Origin of the sequence: Asanoa hainanensis (genome assembly GCF_900188485.1) — a bacterium.
Classification (GTDB): Bacteria; Actinomycetota; Actinomycetes; order Mycobacteriales; family Micromonosporaceae; genus Asanoa; species Asanoa hainanensis.
In genome coordinates, this window is sequence record NZ_FZPH01000029.1 from 41,991 (window position 1) to 60,609 (window position 18,619).

The 18,619-nt window shown below is 72.6% G+C and carries 16 protein-coding genes; 2 read left to right on the forward strand and 14 right to left on the reverse strand.

Annotation, left to right across the window (positions count from 1 at the left end):
- Position 1 precedes the first annotated feature (1 nt).
- The 3 genes from CHC05_RS38540 to CHC05_RS38550 form a co-directional block, all read right to left on the reverse strand.
- Positions 2–487 (reverse strand): DinB family protein, encoded by a 486-nt coding sequence (locus CHC05_RS38540; RefSeq protein ID WP_089255606.1) that lies wholly within the window; start codon positions 485–487, stop codon positions 2–4.
- A gap of 32 nt (positions 488–519) precedes the next feature.
- A complete protein-coding gene (locus tag CHC05_RS38545) occupies positions 520–1,461 on the reverse strand; it encodes an AAA family ATPase (RefSeq protein WP_089255607.1) in 942 nt (313 codons plus the stop codon).
- Between the two features lie 151 nt (positions 1,462–1,612).
- Complete coding sequence (locus tag CHC05_RS38550; protein WP_089255608.1) at positions 1,613–2,569, reverse strand: helix-turn-helix transcriptional regulator; 957 nt, start codon at positions 2,567–2,569, stop codon at positions 1,613–1,615.
- 57 nt (positions 2,570–2,626) lie between these two features.
- On the opposite strand from CHC05_RS38550, the gene CHC05_RS38555 reads away from it, so the two are divergent.
- Positions 2,627–3,301 (forward strand): alpha/beta hydrolase, encoded by a 675-nt coding sequence (locus CHC05_RS38555; protein WP_089255609.1) that lies wholly within the window; start codon positions 2,627–2,629, stop codon positions 3,299–3,301.
- Here the strand turns inward: CHC05_RS38555 and CHC05_RS38560 are convergent.
- The 9 genes from CHC05_RS38560 to CHC05_RS38600 form a co-directional block, all read right to left on the reverse strand.
- Positions 3,291–3,800 carry a shikimate kinase gene (locus CHC05_RS38560; protein WP_089255610.1) on the reverse strand — a complete coding sequence of 170 codons (510 nt, stop codon included), beginning with the start codon at positions 3,798–3,800 and terminating at the stop codon, positions 3,291–3,293. The genes CHC05_RS38555 and CHC05_RS38560 overlap by 11 nt on opposite strands.
- Entirely contained in the window at positions 3,797–4,975 is a 1,179-nt protein-coding gene (gene aroC, locus CHC05_RS38565; RefSeq protein WP_089255611.1) for a chorismate synthase, read from the reverse strand. The genes CHC05_RS38560 and aroC overlap by 4 nt, the downstream gene beginning before the upstream one ends.
- 1,068 nt (positions 4,976–6,043) lie before the next feature.
- Complete coding sequence (locus CHC05_RS38570; RefSeq protein ID WP_089255612.1) at positions 6,044–6,853, reverse strand: shikimate dehydrogenase; 810 nt, start codon at positions 6,851–6,853, stop codon at positions 6,044–6,046.
- Positions 6,850–8,064 carry an endolytic transglycosylase MltG gene (mltG, locus tag CHC05_RS38575; RefSeq protein ID WP_245871441.1) on the reverse strand — a complete coding sequence of 405 codons (1,215 nt, stop codon included), beginning with the start codon at positions 8,062–8,064 and terminating at the stop codon, positions 6,850–6,852. The genes CHC05_RS38570 and mltG overlap by 4 nt, the downstream gene beginning before the upstream one ends.
- Positions 8,061–8,519, reverse strand: a complete 459-nt coding sequence (ruvX, locus tag CHC05_RS38580) for a Holliday junction resolvase RuvX (protein WP_089255622.1) — start codon at positions 8,517–8,519, stop codon at positions 8,061–8,063. The genes mltG and ruvX overlap by 4 nt, the downstream gene beginning before the upstream one ends.
- A 4-nt stretch (positions 8,520–8,523) precedes the next feature.
- A complete protein-coding gene (gene alaS, locus CHC05_RS38585) occupies positions 8,524–11,205 on the reverse strand; it encodes an alanine--tRNA ligase (RefSeq protein ID WP_089255613.1) in 2,682 nt (893 codons plus the stop codon).
- Positions 11,206–11,239: 34 nt separating this feature from the next.
- Positions 11,240–11,560 carry a hypothetical protein gene (locus CHC05_RS38590; protein WP_245871442.1) on the reverse strand — a complete coding sequence of 107 codons (321 nt, stop codon included), beginning with the start codon at positions 11,558–11,560 and terminating at the stop codon, positions 11,240–11,242.
- Positions 11,561–11,588: 28 nt separating this feature from the next.
- Positions 11,589–12,053 (reverse strand): DUF948 domain-containing protein, encoded by a 465-nt coding sequence (locus CHC05_RS38595; protein ID WP_089255623.1) that lies wholly within the window; start codon positions 12,051–12,053, stop codon positions 11,589–11,591.
- Between the two features lie 69 nt (positions 12,054–12,122).
- Positions 12,123–13,025, reverse strand: coding sequence for a hypothetical protein (locus CHC05_RS38600; RefSeq protein ID WP_144022976.1), 903 nt, complete (start codon positions 13,023–13,025; stop codon positions 12,123–12,125).
- 1,179 nt (positions 13,026–14,204) lie between these two features.
- On the opposite strand from CHC05_RS38600, the gene CHC05_RS38605 reads away from it, so the two are divergent.
- The gene (locus CHC05_RS38605) at positions 14,205–15,113 is read left to right on the forward strand and encodes a hypothetical protein (RefSeq protein WP_089255615.1); all 909 of its coding nucleotides are present in this window, start codon (positions 14,205–14,207) and stop codon (positions 15,111–15,113) included.
- On the opposite strand, the gene CHC05_RS38610 is transcribed toward CHC05_RS38605, so the two are convergent.
- Both CHC05_RS38610 and CHC05_RS43345 read right to left on the reverse strand, forming a co-directional pair.
- On the reverse strand, positions 15,110–15,379 hold the full coding sequence (locus tag CHC05_RS38610; RefSeq protein WP_089255616.1) for a hypothetical protein: 270 nt from the start codon (positions 15,377–15,379) through the stop codon (positions 15,110–15,112). The genes CHC05_RS38605 and CHC05_RS38610 overlap by 4 nt on opposite strands.
- Positions 15,380–17,292: 1,913 nt before the next feature.
- A partial coding sequence (locus CHC05_RS43345) for an AAA family ATPase (protein WP_342745733.1) occupies positions 17,293–18,619 on the reverse strand: 1,327 nt, incomplete at its 5' end.

The window sequence follows — 18,619 nt, forward strand, 5'->3', positions numbered from 1 at the left end:
CTCAGCCCATCGTCTTCTGGCCGTCGATGGTCTCGCGGATGATGTCGGCATGCCCGGAGTGCTGGGCGATCTCGGCGATCAGGTGCAGGAACACCCGGCGCACCGACCAGGAGGCGCCCGGCTCGAACCAGGGCGCCTTGGGTAGCTCGTGTGCCTGGTCGAGATCGAGCTTCTCGACCAGCAGGTCGGTCTCGGCCGCCGCGGCCTCGAAGACGGCGACCACGTCGGCCAAGGTCGCACCCGAAGGCATCTCGAACGCGGTCGCCCAGTCGACCTGCGGCAACGCCGCCATCCCCGAAGCACCACCGGCTGCGAACGCGCACCAACTCCGCTCGGTGTTGGCGACGTGCCGTAGCAGCCCACCTAGGCAGAGCGCACTCGCCGTCGGCGTCGACCGCGCCTGCTCGTCGCTGAGCCCGCGAACGGTGAACAGCAAAAACCCACGGTGGCGCTGAAGGGAAGCCAGCAGATCGGCGCGCTCAGTCATGCCAAGACCTTAGGCCTCGGGTACGACAGAAATCAGGAGTGCACCGGCGCCGGGTCACCCAGGGCGTGCGCCGGCATCTCGAGCTCGGTGCCGTGCGCTTCCTGCCAGTCGTACACCTTGCTCATGGTCACCGTCGACGCGAAGAACTCGCGGGCCGTGAGCCCGCCGACCACCGGGTCGTTGTCCTGCGCGAGCAGCGTGCCGGGAACGAGCCGGAACCCGGCCCGCAACGCCGCACTGAGCCGGCGATGGCCGTCGACGACGAAGAAACGCGAGTCGGCGTAACCGATCGAAATCGGCGAAAGCGCGTCCGGCCCCGACAAAGCCGCGGCCTCGGCGTCGTCCATGCCGCGCAGGGCGCCGATGTCACCCGTCGGGTAGATGCGGGCGGGGTCGAGCAGCAGCAGCGGCGTGGTCTCGGCGCCGATCCGGCCCTCGATCGCCGCCACCGCCAGGTCGATCACCTCGTCGGGCCGGGCGCGGGTGGTGTCGAGGACGAGGTCGTAGTTGCGCAGCGCGTGCTTGTCGGCGTGGTAGCGGGTGAGGAACCGCTGGCGCTCGCTCTCACTGCGGCTGCGCAGCTGGTCCTTGGCCTCTTCGAGGGTGGCGTAGTTCTCCACGTCGCTGGCCGGCCGGCCGAGCACCCGGCGGGCCGCCACGGTCGGGTCGGTGATCAGATGCACCTTGTAGCCGTCGGTGAAGAAGAACCAGGCCAGGCGGCTGTCCATGATGACCCGCTCGTCGGACTCGGCGATCTCCCGCTGCATCGAGTCGACGGTGCCGTCGATCACGTCGTCGAGCTCGGCGTGCAGGTTGAGCTGGAGCGCGGTCATCCCACGCTCGCGGGCCATGTCGCGGTAGAGGTCTCCGACGCTGATCCGGCGCACGTGCAGCCGCTCCGCCAGACCGACCGACACGGTGCTCTTGCCACTTCCCAGGTCACCGTTGACGGTGATGGACCGCTGGTTGCCCATGCGCCTCGATCCTCGAATGAGAGAGCCCTGCCCGAATTGTCGGACGCGCCCGCTTTACGCCAATCTCCAAAGATTTTAACACCCGTCCCGTGGGCCGCCGATCGCCCGTTTGCTCGATCCCAATCGGGTCAGGGCTGTCCTCTGTGGAGATTCACCGCAGGGCGTGCTCGGTCAGTCGCTCCGCGTGCTCCCGCACCGCATCCCGCAGTTCCGGCGGGCCCACGATCCGGAACGGCCACCCCAGACCGGCCAACATTTGCGCCATTCCGGGCAGACTTTGGGCCCGGGCCTTCAGGAGTACGCCGTCGCCCGTCTCGGTGATCTCCGCTACAGTCGCCGGCACCCGGCGGCGTACCGCGGCGATCTCGGCCTCGAAGAGCACTTCGACCTCCCACGTGTACGGGACGCCGGCCAACGATCGGGTGACGTGCCCGACCGCGTCGAACCCGTCCGGGACCACGAAGGTGGCCTCCCCGATGTCCACGGCGGTGATCCGGTCGAGCCGGAACGTCCGGACCTCGGCGCGCCGGTGGTCGAACCCGGTGACGTACCAGCGGCCCGCGTGGAAGACCAGGCCATAGGGGTCGACCTCGCGCAACGAGACGGCACCCTGCCACGACCGGTAGGTGAGACTCACCCGGCGGGTGGACCGCGCGGCGGCACCCAGCGTCAGCAACGTCGTGGTCGCCGGCCGCGCCTCCGTCACCCTGCGGTCGACGGTGAAACCGAGGCTTTCCTGTACGCCCGCGAGGCGCTCGGCCAGGTTCGTCGGCAGCACCCGGCGGATCTTGGCCAGCGCGAGCCCGGTCGCGGGCGCCTCGGTGGTGAGCCCGAGGTGTTCGGCCGCGATCAGCCCGAGCACCACCGCGGCCGCCTCGTCGTCGGTGAGCATCAGCGGCGGCAGCTTGTAGCCCGGGCTCAGCCGATAACCGCCGTAGCGGCCACGGGCGGCGACCACCGGGATGCCGAGATCGGCCAGCGTGGTGGCGTAGCGGCGGACCGTGCGCTCGTCGACGCCGAGCCGGGCGCCGAGGTCGGCCCCGGTCAGGTGATGGTGGGTCTGCAGCAGCTCGAGCATGCCCAGCACCCGCGAGGCTGGATGTGACACCCGTCACGCTCCTTATCCGGACCGAAAGTGTCCGGATGCCACTTTACGCTTCAGCACATGACGGAGACCTTCGTATTGGTGCCAGGTATGTGGCTCGGTGGCTGGGTGTGGGACGGCGTGGCGGAGCGGTTGCGGTCAGCCGGCGACGAGGCCATCGCGGTGACGCTGACCGGGGTCGGCGAGCGGGCGGGTGAGGACGCCGACCTGGAGCGGCACGTGTCCGACATCATCGAGGCCGCGGCAGGGCACGACAACGTCGTCCTGGTTGGACACAGCTACGGCGGGTTGCCGGTGACGGCGGCCGCCGCCCGGATCCCGGTGGCGCGGGTGATCTATGTGGACAGTGGACCGCTGCCGGACGGGACGCGGCAGATCGACATGGGCCCGCCGCCCTCGTCGACCGAGCCGGTGCCGCCCCGCCCGTGGGAGCCGGCCAACGATCCGGAGCTGCTCGCGGGATTGGACGAGGAGGCGCTGGCCCTGCTGCGCAAGCGATCCACGGCCCACCCGTACGCGTCGGTGGCCCAGCCGTTGCACCGCGGCGGCACCCTCAACCCGCCGGCGACGTTGATCGCGTGCACGTTCTCGCCCGAGCAGATCGCCGAGCTGCGGGCCGCCGGCCACCCGTTCTTCGCGGGGATGGACGACGACGTGGTGATCCGGGGCCTGCCCACCGGCCACTGGCCGATGCTGTCGGCACCGGACCGGTTGGCGGAGCTGCTCAAGGCTTGAGCAACGCTGCGATCTCCTCGGCCACCTCGTCCGGCGTACGCCCGTCGGTCTCGACCGTGATCGTCGCGACCGACTCGTAGAGCGGGATCCGCTGGTCCAGCAGGAACCGCAGGGTGGCCCGCGGGTTGATCTCCAGCAGCGGGCGCCCGGAGTTGAGCCCGACCCGCTTGACCGCCTCGCCGAGGCTCACCACCAGGTGCACGACCTGGTGCCCGGCGAGCGCGGCGCGGTTCTCCTCGGCCATGATCGCGCCACCGCCGAGGGCGAGCACGCCGTCGAAGTCGCTCGCCGCGGCCGCGACGGCGGCCCTTTCGAGTGCGCGGAAATGCTGCTCGCCCTCGTCGAGGAAGATGTCGGGAATCGGCTTGCCGGCGGTCTGCTCGATGTCGGCGTCGGTGTCCCGGAAGGCGACACCGAGCCGGGCGGCCAGGGCCTGCCCGGTGCTGGTCTTGCCGGAGCCGGGCGCGCCGACCAGGATCGCCCGCGGTTGGCCGGTCATCGGATCACCAGGTTTTCCAGGTAGCCGGCCAGGTTGCGGCGGATCTCCGCGACCGAGTCGCCGCCGAACTTCTCGGTGGCCGCCTCGGCCAGCACCAGCGCGACCATCGACTCGGCCACGATCGCGGCGGCCGGCACCGCGGCCACGTCGGACCGCTGGTTGATCGCGGTCGCCGCCTCACCCGTCACGACGTCCACGGTGGACAGTGCCCGGTTGAGCGACGAGATCGGCTTCATCGCGGCCTTGACCCGCAGCGGCTCGCCGGTGGTGATGCCACCCTCCAGGCCACCGGCCCGGTCGGTGACCCGCTTGACCCCGTTGGCGGTAGGAATGATCTCGTCGTGGGCTTTGGATCCGCGGGACCGCGCCTGCGTCCACGCGTCACCGATCTCCACACCCTTGATCGCCTGAATCGACATCAGGGCGGTGGCCAGCCGGGCGTCGAGCTTGCGGTCCCACTGCACGTGGCTGCCGAGCCCCGGCGGCACGCCGTACGCCAGGACCTCGACGATGCCCCCGAGCGTGTCGGCGTCTTTCTTGGCGGCGTCGACCTCGGCGACCATCCGCGCGCTGGCGTCCGGGTCGAGGCACCGCAGCGGGTCGGCGTCGATCCGCTCGGCGTCTTCGGGCCGCGGGTGCAACCCCGGCTTCGCGGCGACGCTGCCGAGCTCCACGACATGCGACACGATCTCGATGCCGAGCGCCTGCCGCACCAGCTCCCTCGCGACGGTGCCGACCGCGACCCGGGCCGCGGTCTCCCGCGCGCTGGCCCGTTCGAGAATCGGCCGCGCGTCGGTGTGCCCGTACTTCTGCATCCCGGCAAGATCAGCATGCCCCGGCCGAGGCCGCGTCAGCGGCGCGTTGCGGGCAAGCTTGGCGAGGATCTCGGGTTCCACGGGGTCGGCCGCCATGACGGTCTCCCACTTGGGCCACTCCGAGTTGCCGACCTTGACGGCCACGGGGCTACCGAGCGTCAGCCCGTGCCGCACCCCACCGAGGATCTCGACAACGTCCTGTTCAAAGGACATCCGCGCACCGCGACCATAGCCGAGCCGCCGCCGAGCGAGCTGACGACCGATCTCCGCGGTGGTCACCTCGACCCCGGCCGGCACGCCTTCGAGCACAGCGACCAGAGCGGGCCCGTGCGATTCACCTGCGGTCAACCAGCGCAACACGGCCCAAGTCTGACACGCGGCCGTGGACCGCCCACCATCCGGCCACCCAGTCCCAAAACCCGGGCAACGAACCCGGTGAGACATCCCGCGCCGACCGACTTCCATGATCGGATACCCGAGACCTGGGACGCGGTCGCCCGCTTCCCGAATGGGCCCGCTTGGCCCGGAAGCCGGCGGACCGCCTTCGCCATCGGGTACGCGAGACCCGCAAACCAGCCGAGCGCACACAGACTCAACTCAGGCGAAGGCGGCAGTCAGTTCGCATACTCCGCGGCGACAACGCCGCCCGATCTGATACGCGAGACCCGCAGGCCAGCGCACCGCGCACCCGGTCGAGGACACACAACCTCAACCAGCCGGCCGCCTTCACGACCGGATCCACGAGACCTACAACCCAGCCCACCGCGCACCCGGTCGAATGCGCACAGCCTCAACCCCTTGGCGGCCTTCGTGATCGGGTGCGCGAGATCTGGGACCAGGTCGCCCGTTCCCATGATCGGGTGCGCGTGGTCTGGAGAGCCGATGGTGTGTCTCCCAGACCTGCTGCACCCGATCATGCGCAGACCGGGCCAGCTTGTCGATGTACTACACAGGATCAAGCATGACACCCGCGCTTCGCAGTCAGCCGGGGAGCGTCGGCGCCAGGAGCCCGCCAGGCGACGCGGGCCATCGTGGATGGGCGCCGCGCCTGCCTAGGTCAGCCCGCGCGGTTGTTGATCTTCGGAGATGGAGGGCGGGCAAGGGCGTGGCCCTGGTCCGCTACGGCGCGCCGCGCGGCGAAACGCCGCCGCGCCTGCGGCCGGCTGGCAGATCTAGGTAATTCCACGCTGCTCTAGCAGCAACTGATTTCCTAGATCTGCCCCGCGCGACCCGACGCGGGCCAGACAGCGCAGCGAAGCGGAGTTGTCTCCGGCGGGCAACGTTCGCGCCTGCCGCCAGTGCGAATCAGGACCAATCCAGTCCCGGCACGACCCGGTACGGCTGCGCAATCAAGCGGAGCGTTCTCTGGCCGGGCGACGGTCTCGCCCGCCACGGACCCGAGCCAAGACTTCGCTCGTGATCCTGCCGTCAGGATCTGGCCCGGGCGAGCGCCGTGCGCATCGCTTCGACCGGCGGTTCGGCGCCCGTGAAGAGGCGGAACTGGCCCAGTGCCTGGGCCAGCAACAAGTCCAGGCCGGACAGGATGCGGCAACCGGCCCGCTCGGCCGAGTCGGCCAGTGGCGTGGGCCACGGGTCGTAGAGGGCGTCGAAGAACACCGTGTCCGCGCGCCACGACGCGTCGACCGCCAAGGGGTCCGCGACGCCCTTCGGGACCGTGGAGATGACCACGTCGGCGTCGAGGGCCGTGTGAGCGTCCGGCCACAGGGCCGGTACCAACGGCAGGCCCAGCTCGGCCGCGGCGGCCGCGAGCTCCTCTATCGCGAACTGGCGTCGGGCCACCACCGTGACCGACGACGCCGCCAGTCGGGAGGCCGCGGCCAGGGCCGCGCGGGCCGTGCCGCCGGCGCCGAGGACCGTGAAGCGCGCGCCGCCGTCGACGCCCGAAGACGTGAGCAGGTCGGCCATGCCGTCGACGTCCGTGTTCGTGGCGTGCCAGCCGCCGTCCCGGCGGACCAGCGTGTTGGCCGCGCCCACCGTCGCGGCCAGCGGGGCCACCGACGTCGCCACCGTCAGCGCGACTTCCTTCAGCGGCATGGTCAGCGACAGGCCCGCCCACTCCGGGCCGAGACCGGCGACGAGGCTGGGCAGGCCGGCCTCGTCACATTCGATCGCGGTGTACGACCAGTCGGTCAGGCCCAGTGCCGCGTACCCGGCGTTGTGGATCACCGGAGAGAGCGAGTGGGCGATGGGCCTGCCCAGGACTGCCGCACGCGTCAATTGATGATCCCGGCCTCGCGTGCCTTGACCTTGTTCGCCTCGTGCTGGGCGTCGGTCTCGGCGAACGCCGAGTGGCCTTCCTTGTCGATCGCCACGAAGAACAGCCACGGCCCGGCCGGCGGGTTCATCGCGCCTTCCAGCGCCTCCTTGCCGGGGTTGTCGATCGGCGTCGGGGTCAGGCCCTTGTAGTAGTGGCTGTTGTACTTGTTGCTCGCGTCGGCGTAGTCATCGCCGTCCATGTCCTTGGACGCCTTGGTCTTCTTGCCCGCGATCTCGAGACCGTAGTTGAGCGTCACGTCGAACTGGAGCGGCATGTCCTTGACGTACACCCGGTTGTAGGCGACCCGGGCGATCTTCCCGAGGTCGTCCTTGTTGCCGGCCTCGGCCTGGGCGAGCGACGCGACGATCAGCGCCTCGTACGGCGAGATCCCGCGGTCCTTCTCGACGTTGTCGGTGAACTTCATCTCGCCGGCGACGGTCAGGAACCGGTCGACCATGATGTCGAGGACCTGCTTGGCGGTCGGCTTCGGGGGAAGCTCGTAGGTGTCCGGGAAGAGGAAGCCCTCGAGCGACTTGACCACGGGCTTCTTGTCGTCGCGCTTGAACCAGAAGTCCGGAATGTCAAAAGAGTCGACGTTCTTGGCCGCCGCCTGGAAGTCCTTGACCGGGATCTTGGTCTGCTCGGACAGCCGCTTGAAGGTGGACAGCATCGTCAGGCCCTCGGGCACGGTGACGCCGTTGACGATCTTCTTCTTCGGGTCGACGAGCACGGCCAGGGCGGCCTTCGCGCTCATCTGCTTGTTGAGCCCGTAGACGCCCGGCTGGATGTTCTTGCTGCGGCTGTCGGCGTCGGCCGCCTCGACGAACGCCTTGGCGCTCTTCACGACGTCGACCTTGACCAGGGTGTTGGCGATGTCGGTCGCGGTCTGCGCCTGCTTGACCTCGACGTTGACCTTCTCGGCCGTGCCGGTGCCGTCGTAGTCGGGGGTGGTGAAGTAGCCCTGGATCCGGTCGAAGCCGTACCAGGCGCCGGCGCCCAGCGCGCCCAACAGCACGAAGGCCATCACGAAGGCGACCGCGGTCTTGCCGCCACCGCCCTTGCGCTTCTTTTTCTTCTGGCCGTTGCCGGCGGCTCTCTCTCGGTAGCCACGTCGATGGCGACCTTTGTCGGCCCTGTCCTCGAACGCGAGGTCAAGATCGTCGATCGTCACGTTCGCCTCCGGTGCGCGTCCAGCCAGCCCTGCAGGATCTCCACTGCGGCCGCCTGGTCGACCACCGCACGTTGGCGCCGGCCCCGCACGCCACGCTCGGCGAGCCTACGGGTCGCGACGACTGTGGACAGCCGTTCGTCCGCCAGCCGAACGGGCACCGGATCGATGACCGTCGCCAACCGGTGAGCATAGGCCCTCGCACCGACCGCCGCAGGTCCGTCCTTGCCACCCAACGTGACGGGCAGACCGACCACCACTTCGATGATCGCGTGCTCCTCGACAAGTCGAGCAAGTTCGGCGATATCTGCAGGAATAGCTTCTTCTCCGGCATCCATGTCACGACGCAGGGTCACCAACGGCGTAGCGAGAATGCCGTCGGGGTCGCACATCGCGACCCCGACACGCACGTTACCTACATCGACACCGAGTCGTACACCCCGGTGAAAGGCATTCAGAAAGTCACGCTCCGTCAATAGCCTTTTCCACGGCGGCCAGGAGGTTGGCCGCTTCGGACGCCGGCACGCCGCCACCCTGGGCCAGGTCGGCGTTGCCGCCACCCCGCCCGGACAGCGCGCCCTTGACCAGATCGCCGGCCGACAGGCCGCGCGCCTTGGCGGCCGCGTTCGCCGCCACGACGAGCGAGGCCTTGCCACCGGACCTGGCTGCCACCGCGACGATCGCGGCCCGCGCGGGGTCGATCTTGCCACGGATCTCTTGCGCGAGGGTACGCACGTCGTTGCCAGCGGCGCCCTCGGGCGCTTCGGTGCCGACGAACGCGACGCCGCGGATGTCGACCGCGCCCGCCGCCAGTGCCGCCGCTCCGCCGAGCACGAGCTGGCCGCGGAGCTTCTCGAGCTCCTTCTCGGCGTCGCGGAGCTGGCTGATCGTCTGCGCGACGCGCTCCGCGACCTGGTCGCCGGGCACCCGGTAGAGCTCGGCCAGCCGCGCCACGAGCAGGTGCTCGCGGGCGAGGTGCTGGAACGCGTCGATGCCGACCAGCGCCTCGACCCGGCGTACGCCGGAGCCGATCGACGCCTCTGAAAGGATCTTGACCAGGCCGAGCTGGCCGGAGCGCGCCACGTGGGTGCCACCGCACAGCTCGCGGGCGTAGTCGCCGACCTCGACGACCCGGACCTCGTCGCCGTACTTCTCGCCGAACAGCGCCATCGCGCCCAGCCGGCGCGCCTCGGCCTGCGAGGTGATGAAGGCGTGCACCTCGAGGTCGCCGAGCAGCACCTCGTTGATCTGCTGCTCGACGTCGTTGAGCACGCTCGGCGGGACCGCGGCCGGGGTGTTGAAGTCGAACCGCAGCCGGCCCGGCGCGTTGAGCGAGCCCGCCTGGGTCGCCGACTCGCCGAGGAAGTTGCGCATGGTCTGGTGGACCAGGTGGGTCGCCGTGTGCGAGCGCGAGATGGCCTTGCGCCGGGTGATGTCGATCTCGGCGAAGCCGGCCTCGCCGACCCGCACCTCGCCGCGCACCACCTTGGCGCGGTGGATGACCAGCCCGGGCACCGGCGACTGCACGTCGAAGACCTCGACCTGGCCGCTGCCGACCGTGACCAGGCCCATGTCGGGCTGCTGGCCACCGCCCTCGGCGTAGAACGGCGTCACGTCGAGCACGAGCTCGATGGTGTCGCCCTCGCCGGCCACCTCCACCGCGCGACCGCCACCGTCGAGCACCGCCCGGACCCGCGACTCGCGGCTCACCTCGGCGTACCCGGTGAACTCGACCGGGCCACCCGCGTCGAGCACCGCGCGGTAGGCGGACAGGTCGACGTGGCCGGTCTTGCGCGCCTGGGCGTCGGCCTTGGCGCGCGAGCGCTGCTCGGCCATCAGCCGGCGGAAGCCGTCGGCGTCGACCTGCAGGCCCTGCTCGGCCGCGATCTCCAGGGTCAGGTCGATCGGGAAGCCGTACGTGTCGTGGAGCTGGAACGCCTGGTCGCCGGAGAGCGTCGTGCCACCGGCCTGCTTGGTCTCGGCGACCGCGGTGTCGAGGATCGTCGTGCCGGCCCGCAGCGTTGACAGGAAGGCCTCTTCCTCCGCGTACGCGTAGTCGGCGATCCGGCCGAAGTCGGCGGCGAGCTCCGGGTACGACGGCGCCATGCAGTCCCGGGCGACGGGCAGCAGCTCGGGCAGCGAGCGCTCCTGCCAGCCCAGCAGCCGCATGGACCGGATCGCGCGGCGCATGATCCGGCGCAGCACGTAGCCCCGGCCCTCGTTCGACGGGGTGACTCCGTCACCGATCAGCATCAACGAGGTGCGCACGTGGTCGGCGATCACCCGCAGCCGCACGTCGTCGGGGTGCGACTCCGCCGCGACGTGGCCGCTGCCTGCGCCGTAGCGCTTGCCGGTCAGCTCGGCCGCGCGGTCGAGGATCGGCTTGACCTCGTCGATCTCGTACAGGTTGTCGACGCCCTGCAGCAGCGAGGCCATTCGCTCGAGGCCCATGCCGGTGTCGATGTTCTTGGCCGGGAGCTCGCCGACAGTGTCGAAGACCTCCTTGCTCTTCACGTTGGTGATCTCGTACTGCATGAACACGAGGTTCCAGAACTCGAGGAACCGGTCCTCGTCGACCTCGGGGCCGCCGTCGGGGCCGTATGCCGGGCCGCGGTCGTAGTAGAGCTCCGAGCACGGACCCGCCGGGCCCGGGATGCCCATCGACCAGTAGTTGTCCTTCTTGCCCCGGCGGACCAGGCGCTCCGACGGGATGCCGGTCTGCTTCCAGATCTCGATCGCCTCGTCGTCGTCGAGGTAGACCGTGGCCCAGATGCGCTCCGGGTCGAGCCCGAACCCGCCCTCGCTGATCGGCTTGGTGACCAGGTCCCACGCCAGCGGGATCGCGCCGGCCTTGAAGTAGTCACCGAACGAGAAGTTGCCGTTCATCTGGAAGAACGTGCCGTGCCGGCTGGTCTTGCCGACCTCGTCGATGTCCGGGGTACGGATGCATTTCTGCACGCTCGTCGCGCGGTCCCACTGCGGGGTGCGCTGGCCCAGGAAGTAGGGCACGAACTGAACCATGCCGGCGTTGATGAACAGCAGGTTCGGATCGTCGATGGCGGGCAGCGGGGCGCTCGGGACCACGGCATGACCGTTGGCCTCGAAATGCGCGAGGAACCGCCGCTTGATCTCCGCCGTCTTCATCTGGTGCCTTCCTCGGTTATGGCGTTCTGGCGTTTCAGTTGGGGCGCTGGCGCTGGTGCGGGCCGTTGATCGGCTCGTCGAACTGGACCTCGAGGTCGTCGCCCCGCAGGTCCTCGAACTGGTCGTCGAAGGCGACGCCGTTGGCGAAGGCCTCGTGGATCTGCTCCTCGCGCTCGGCCATGTTGACGCGTACGTCCTCGACGAAGGCCCGCACGGACTCGACCAGGCCGCCGGCGCTTTGGCTCACCGAGCCGGCGATGCCACTCGGGGTGAACTCGTTGGCCTTCTGGGTCAGCTTGCGCACGACCAGGGCGCCCACCGCGAGGCCGACACCCAGCCAGAGCAAACGCTTCATGGTTCCATCCTTCCTCGCGGCGCGACGATCAGCGCGTGGTGGCCCGCTTGGCCGCGCGGCGCTGCTGCTTGAGCGTGGTGCGCACCTCACGCTCCTCCTCCGCGTTGCGGCGGGCGGAGGCGGCCCGGCGCACGCCGTAGCCGAAGGCGGCGACCTTGACCAGCGGGTTTGCCGCGGCGGCCGAGACCACCGTGGCGAGGTTGGCGACGTTGGCGGTGACGTTCTGGGCGTGCCCGGTCATCGTGTCGATCTTGGCGAGCTGCACGTTGACACCGTCGAGCGAGGTGTGCACCTGGCTGAGCGCCACGTTGACCCCCTCGATCGTCGTGTTGGCGTTGGCCAGGATCGGAGCGGTGCGGTCGTTGAGATCGTTGATCGCGTTGGTCGCGGCGTCGATCGTCTTACGGAGCCGCAGGATGGGCACCGCGAGCACCAGCACCAGCATCAGGAACGCGCCGGCCACGACGAGCCACGCGACTTCTCCACCGTCCACCCGAACCTCCTCCACGACGTACCCCGTGCGCCAACGTGCAGACCCTACCGTCCGTAACGCCCTACGGCCTCACGACGGTGCGGCCGTCGGGACGAGCCCGTACGGCGTCTCGCCCACCTCGCCCGGCTTGACGTCGGGCTGCGGCCCGGTGCGCTCGTCCGCGATGGCGTTGCGGACCTTGATGGACACGTCGGAACCCTTGCAGTCCTCGGGATTCAGCCCCGGCGGAGCGGCACTCTGGGTGGCACCCGGCTCCGGCTGCACGCCGATGGGCACGTTGCCGCAGGCGGGCGCGCGTACCCACAGATCCATGGTCAGCTCGTCCCGGGTCCAGCACGTGTAGCTGCCGTCGACCTTGGTCTCCGGGCACTTGGCCGGCTTCCAGGTCTGCCAACCGTTCGCGATCAGGGCATCGTGGTACGCCTTGGCGGTCTCCTCAGGCGCGTTGTCCGAGTGGGTGGTGCGCTCCCGGAACCGGCACTCCTCCAGGCACCAGCGGTTGCCGTCAATCTGGTCGACGGGCTTGGTGTTGGCCCAGTCGGGCACGGCGAGGGTGTCCAGCGACGCGAAGACGGGGTCCCGCGCCTCGGCCTTGGACCATGAATAGATCGGCAGAGCCACCAGAACCAGGAGAATTCCGAGCGCGAGTACGCCGAGCCGGATGTTGCGTGGCTCCCGGAACTGCTCCTTGAGCTGGGCCGGAGTCACCCGGGTGCTCTTGCGGGGGCCTTCCGGTTGGCCTTCCGTCTCGATCGGTTGGCTGGTCTCCGGGGTGACGACCGGGACGGACGCCGAGCGGCGGACCGGGTCGCCCGGAGGGGCGGCCTGGGCCGGTGGGCGGGCCGCGCCTGCGGCGGCCGGTGGGCGGGCGCCGGGTGGGGCGACCACCGCTGCGGCTGCCGCCGCGCGCACGGGTGGGGACGGCGGGCGCATGCCGGGGGCGTCCGGGGTCGGGTCGGCTGGGCCGGGCACGCCGGCTCGGCCGGGTCGGGCGCCCGGGCCGTTGGGTCCGGTGGGTGCGCCCGGGCCGGCTGGGCCGGCTGGCCGGCCGGGTCCGCCTGGGCCGCTGGATCCGCCTGGGCCGCCGGGTCCGCCAGGGCTACCCGGGCCGGTTGGCCGGCCAGGTCCGCCCGGGCCGCCGGGTCCGTTTTGTCCGCCAGGGCCACCCGGGCCGCCGGGGCCACCCGGGCCGCTGGGGCCACGCGCGCCGTCGGGTCCACCCGGGCCGCCGGGTACGCCTGAGCCCGAGGTCGGTCCGTCGGGGCCTGGCTGGGTGGGAGCGGCTGGTGGGCGGGCGGTGCCCGCCGCGTCCGGTGTGCCTGGGCCGCCGGCCTGCGGAGGGCGCCCGCCGCCGGGGCGAACCGCGCCGCGTGCGGCCGGTCCGGTCGGCGCGCCTGGGCCCGCGGGCATGCCGGGGTTGGCTCCGGGCGGGCCGGCCGGTCCGGCTGGTCCGGCTGGTCCCCCCGGTCCGGCTGGTCCGGTCGGCGGGCGGGTGGCGCCGGTCGGGTCCGGGCCGCCACGGCGGGGGTTGCCCGAACCACGGGGAGATCCGGCCCGGTCCGGTCCGGGGCGCACGGCCCCGGTGCCGTCGGCCGCGTCAGGTTGGCCACGGCGGCCATCACGAGCGCCGGGGCCGCTGGGCATGCCGGCCTGGTCAGGGCGGACCGCTCCCGGGCCGTCCGAGCCCGCGGGACCGTTCGGGCCACCGCGCCGACCGCGCTCGCCCTGTTCCGGTCCTAGCGGCGGGCGCACCGCGCCGGTGCCGTCGGGGCCGTCCGGTGCCCCTCGACGACTCCGGGCGCCCTGGTCAAGTCCCTGCGGTGGACGAACGGCGCCTGTGCCGTCCGGACCGTCAGCCGGGCCCTGGCGACCAAGTCCACCCGGCACCCGGAGGCGGGACGCGCCACCCGTACCGTCGGCTGGACTGTCCGGGGCGGCACGCCGTCCGCCGGTCGCGTCGGCCGTACGCGCTCCGTCGCCGAAGCGGCCGCGCGCGCCACCCGCTGCCGGGTCTCCGTCGTCGCTGAATCTGCCTCGCGCACCGGCCGGCGACCCCGTGTCGGTCTCGCCGGCTCGCCGCCGCCGGCCACCGGCCGGCGTCGCGGAGGTCACGTCACCGGTGCCGTTGACCGCGTCGTCGTTCGCCGTGCCGTGCCGGCTGCCCCGCCCGGCGCCGTCCTGGCCCAGGAGACCACCCGACGCCGCACCGGCGACCTCGGCCGCGTTGCCGTGCCGACCGCGCGGACCTGCTGCCGCAGCCGGCGCGTCGTCGGGAGCGGCTCGCCGTCCAGCCGGCCCGTCGTCGGGAGCGGCTCGCCGTCCAGCCGGCCCGTCGTCGGGAGCGGCTCGCCGTCCAGCCGGCGGCGCGTCGTCGGGGGCGGCCCGCCGCCCGGCGGGCAGGGCGTCGTCAGGAGCGGCCCGCCGCCCGGCTGGGGACTCGTCGCCCGCACCGGCACGGAACCGGCTGCGCGCGCCGCTGACCGGCCGGGCGGTCGGGGCATTGCCGCCGCCGGCCGGCTCGACCTGCCCGAGTGGACCGCTGGGCCGGGCGAAACCGTCGAACGAGGGCCCGCTGAGACCATCACCCGCGACCACGTCACCGGTGCCGTCCGGTGCGCCCGCACCGCCGGATCGACCACGGCCGCCGAACGCCTCCGCGCGGCCCGGCCCGTCAGCCGGGCCGGCGGGTCGGCCACGCCGACCGGCACCGTCACCCGGCGGCACGCTCGGATCTCCGGACCGACCGCGAGAGCCAAATGTCTCCGGTCGCCCACCTCCGGGACCAGCCTCGTCGGGACCCGGGCCACCGCCGCGTCCGCGACCACCGAAGCCCGGGCCGGACCCGGGAGCACCGTCGCCAACCGGCACCTCGCCGCCTCGTCCGCGACCGCCAAAGGCCGGGCCGGACCCGGCAGCGCCGTCGCCAACCGGCACCTCGCCGCCTCGTCCGCGACCACCGAAGGCCGGGCCGGACCCGGCAGCGCCGTCGCCAACCGGCACCTCGCCGCCTCGTCCGCGACCACCGAAGGCCGGGCCGGACCCGACAGCGCCGTCGCCTAGCGGCACCTCGCCCGGGACACCGCCGCGACCCGCCGGACCGCCCGGTCGCCCGCGACCGCCCGGCGCGTCCGGCCGCTGCCCCGCGACTCCGACGCCCGGCGCATCAGGGCCCGCGACGCCGCCACGGCCGGTCGGCGCGCCCGGACCACCAGGCCGACCGCGACCGGCGAAAGTTCCGTCAGTGGGTTCTCCCTGCCGCCCACCGAACGTCTCCGGCGCACCCGCCGGGCGGTCTGGGGCGGCACGACGCCCCGGTCCGGGCTCACGGCCCGGCACCACCGGGGGTGTGATCACCGGAGACAGGCCGCCGGTGGCTGTCGGTCCGCCCGGCGGCGGCCCACCTCGCCCGGGTGGGGTGGCCCCGGGCAGGTTCCAGCCACCGGAGTGCTCGCCCGCCGGCGGTTCGCCCGCGAAACGGCTGCGGGCCGGCCCGCCGCTGGGAGCGGCCGGACCCGGCTCGGCCGGACGACCCGGCTGGTTGCGTTGCGCCCAGGAGGAAGTCTGTCCGCCCGCCGGCTGGTCGACGCCCTCTTGCTCGGGCGCGCGCCGGCGGCCACCGCTGTCGGCGCCGGGTCGCACCGATCCGGTGCCGGACTCGGAGTCGCGCCGACCGGGCGCCTCACCGGCGGGCCCGTACGCGCCCGTGTCACCGCGTCCAGCACGCCAACCAGGCTCGCCGCCGCCCGCGGGCGGCACGGCCGGCGCATTGCCCGACTGCGGCACGCTCGTCGACTGGTCCGGCGGCGCCGAGAACCGGCTCCGCGCGGAACCGCCGCGACCACGCGGCGCGGACACGGGCGCCGCGGGTAGCCCACCGGTCCCTTGCGCCCGCTGGTCGCGGTTGGCCCATTCCCCGGTGTCCTGACCGGACGGCATGCCAGGTCGCCCGGCCGGACCGAACTGGCCGGCGCCGTCAGGCGCACCACCGGGCCGGGCCGGCATGCCCGGCGCCGCACCCGGCGGCACCGGCGCGCCGCCGGCACGCTGCGGCCTGCCCGGAAGCACGACACCCGTGCCGCCATCGCCACGGGGTGGCCGGCCAGGCGCACCGTCACCGCGCGGGGGTCCGCCGGGTGGCACCGGCACACCATCGCCACGCGGCGGCACCGGCGCTCCGCCACGACCTGGCGTACCCGGCGGAACGGGCGCGCCGCCACGACCGGGCGCGACACCCGGGGGCACCGCCGCACCGCCGCCGCGCGGCCCGTTGCCGGGCATCGCGGGAGCGCCGGGCGGCACCGGCGGGCCGCCAAAACGCGTCTGTTCATCGGCCGGCGCCGGGCCACCGGCCCGCCCGCGCCCACCGTCGGCGCCACCCCGACCACGACCGAAGCGCCCCGGCGCGGCCTCCCCCGGCCCCGCGCCGGGAACCCCACGACTAGGTCCTTCGGCACCGAACTGCCCCGTCTTGGGCTCCCCGGGCCGCGCACCGCGACCGCCACCACGCCCGGGTGCCTCGGCACCGAACTGGCCGGTCGCCGGCTCTCCAGGTCGCCCAGGGGCACCACGCCCGGGCCCCTCGGCACCGAACTGCCCGGTCGGTGGCTCAGCAGGTCGCCGCCCGCGAGCGCCACGGCCCTGTCCGTCAGCGCCGAACGCGCCTGTCGGAGCCTCAGCGGGCTGCCCAGGAGCCCCGCGCCCCGGTCCTTGCGCACCAAACTGACCAGTCGGCGGCTCCACCGGCCGCCCGGGAGCGGCGCGGCCCCGTCCTTCAGCACCGAACGGTCCGGGTGCCGTGTCTGCCGGCCGGCCCGCGGGTGCGCCGGGACCACCCGGGCCGGGTCCACGCCCGCCCGGCACGACGCCGGGACCGGGCGCCTGCGGTCCACCAGGACCGCCGGGACCGCCCGGGAAACCAGCACCGTCTGGAGCGGGTGGCGGGGGCGGCGGCGCGTCCGCGCCGCCCGGGCCGATGTCCGCGCGCTCTGCCTTGGCGGTGCGCAGGTCATCGAGCCAGCCGAGCTCCTCGCCGGGCACCTCGTCGACCGGCTCGGCGGCACTTTCGCGACCGCGGCCCCATCGCCGGCCCTTCGCCGGCTGATCGCGCCGATCGTCGCTCACGCGCCCACCTCACTGGTCAGGGCGCCCGATGACGGCGCCAGTCGTCGCCACATACCTCGCCAATGGGACACCGGCGGTGGTGTTGGATCGAGATCGCGACCAGACCCGCGAACCCGGTTCACCCAACCTCACCCTCGTTGTCGTTGCCCGCCGGACGGTCGTCGCCTTCCGCCGCAACAGCGTCACCCATCGGCCGCCCGCCCGCGACCCCGGTGTCGCCATATCGCGCTTCCGCGTCGGCGACCGATTCCGCGCCATCCGTACCCGCGGGGGCCTTTAGCGTCTGGTCCGAAGAGCCGTTCCGATCCGCCGAGCCGTTCCGGTCCGCCGAACCGCTCCGGTCCGAATCGCCGTTCTGGTCCGACGAGACGTTCCGGTCCGAAGAGCCGCCCTGGTCCGACGAGACGTTCCGGTCCGAAGAGCCGCCCTGGTCCGACGAGACGTTCCGGTCCGAAGAGCCGCCCTGGTCCGACGAGACGTTCCGGCCCGAAGAGCCGCCCTGGTCCGACGAGACGTTCCGGCCCGAAGAGCCGTTCCGGTCCGACGAGCCGCTCTCGTCCGAAGAGACCGCCCGCCGCGAGCGCTCGCCCCGCACGATCCGCCGGATCGTCGGCAGCCGCATCCCCACAGCGCGCTCGTCGCCATGGTCACCGGGCTCGTAGTAGTCGACGCCGACCAGCGCGTCCGGCGGGTACTGCTGGGTGAGCACGCCACGCGGGTCGTCGTGCGGGTACCGGTAGCCCTTGCCGTGCCCGAGCCCCTTCGCGCCCTGGTAGTGGGCGTCCCGCAGGTGTTGCGGCACCCGGCCGCCCTTGCCGGCCCGCACGTCGGTCAACGCCGCCGAGATCGCCGTGGTCGCGCTGTTGGACTTGGGCGCGGTGGCCATGTGGATCACCGCTTGCGCCAGGTTGAGCTGCACCTCGGGCAGCCCGACATATTCCACCGCGTGCGCGGTCGCGGTCGCCACCGAGAGCGCGGACGGGTCGGCCATGCCGATGTCCTCGCTGGCGAAGACGACGATCCGCCGGGCGATGAACCGGGCGTCCTCACCGGCCACCAGCATCCGCGCGAGGTAGTGCAACGACGCGTCCACATCGGACCCACGCATGCTCTTGATGAACGCGCTGATCACGTCGTAGTGCTCGTCGCCGTCCCGGTCGTAGCGCACCGCGGCGACGTCGACGGCCTGCTCGGCGGTCTCCAGGTCGATCTCGGTGGCGCCGCGGGCCAGCGCCGACCCGGCGGCCGCCTCGAGCGCGGTCAACGCCTTGCGGACGTCGCCTGACGCGAGGCGTACCAGGTGGTCCTCGGCTTCCTGGCCGAGGGTGACCGCGCCGCCGAGGCCGCGCTCGTCGGCGACCGCGCGGCGCACGAGCCCACGCACCGCAGCCTCGTCGAGCGGCTGCAGGGTCAACAGCACACACCGGGACAGAAGCGGCGAAATC

Coding starts and splice junctions, on each gene's coding strand:
- CHC05_RS38590 (WP_245871442.1), bottom strand. CDS start 11,560: ATGAAGCGTTTGCTCTGGCTGGGTGTCGGCCTCGCGGTGGGCGCCCTG.
- CHC05_RS38540 (WP_089255606.1), bottom strand. CDS start 487: ATGACTGAGCGCGCCGATCTGCTGGCTTCCCTTCAGCGCCACCGTGGG.
- alaS (WP_089255613.1), bottom strand. CDS start 11,205: ATGAAGACGGCGGAGATCAAGCGGCGGTTCCTCGCGCATTTCGAGGCC.
- CHC05_RS38555 (WP_089255609.1), top strand. CDS start 2,627: ATGACGGAGACCTTCGTATTGGTGCCAGGTATGTGGCTCGGTGGCTGG.
- CHC05_RS38560 (WP_089255610.1), bottom strand. CDS start 3,800: ATGACCGGCCAACCGCGGGCGATCCTGGTCGGCGCGCCCGGCTCCGGC.
- CHC05_RS38545 (WP_089255607.1), bottom strand. CDS start 1,461: ATGGGCAACCAGCGGTCCATCACCGTCAACGGTGACCTGGGAAGTGGC.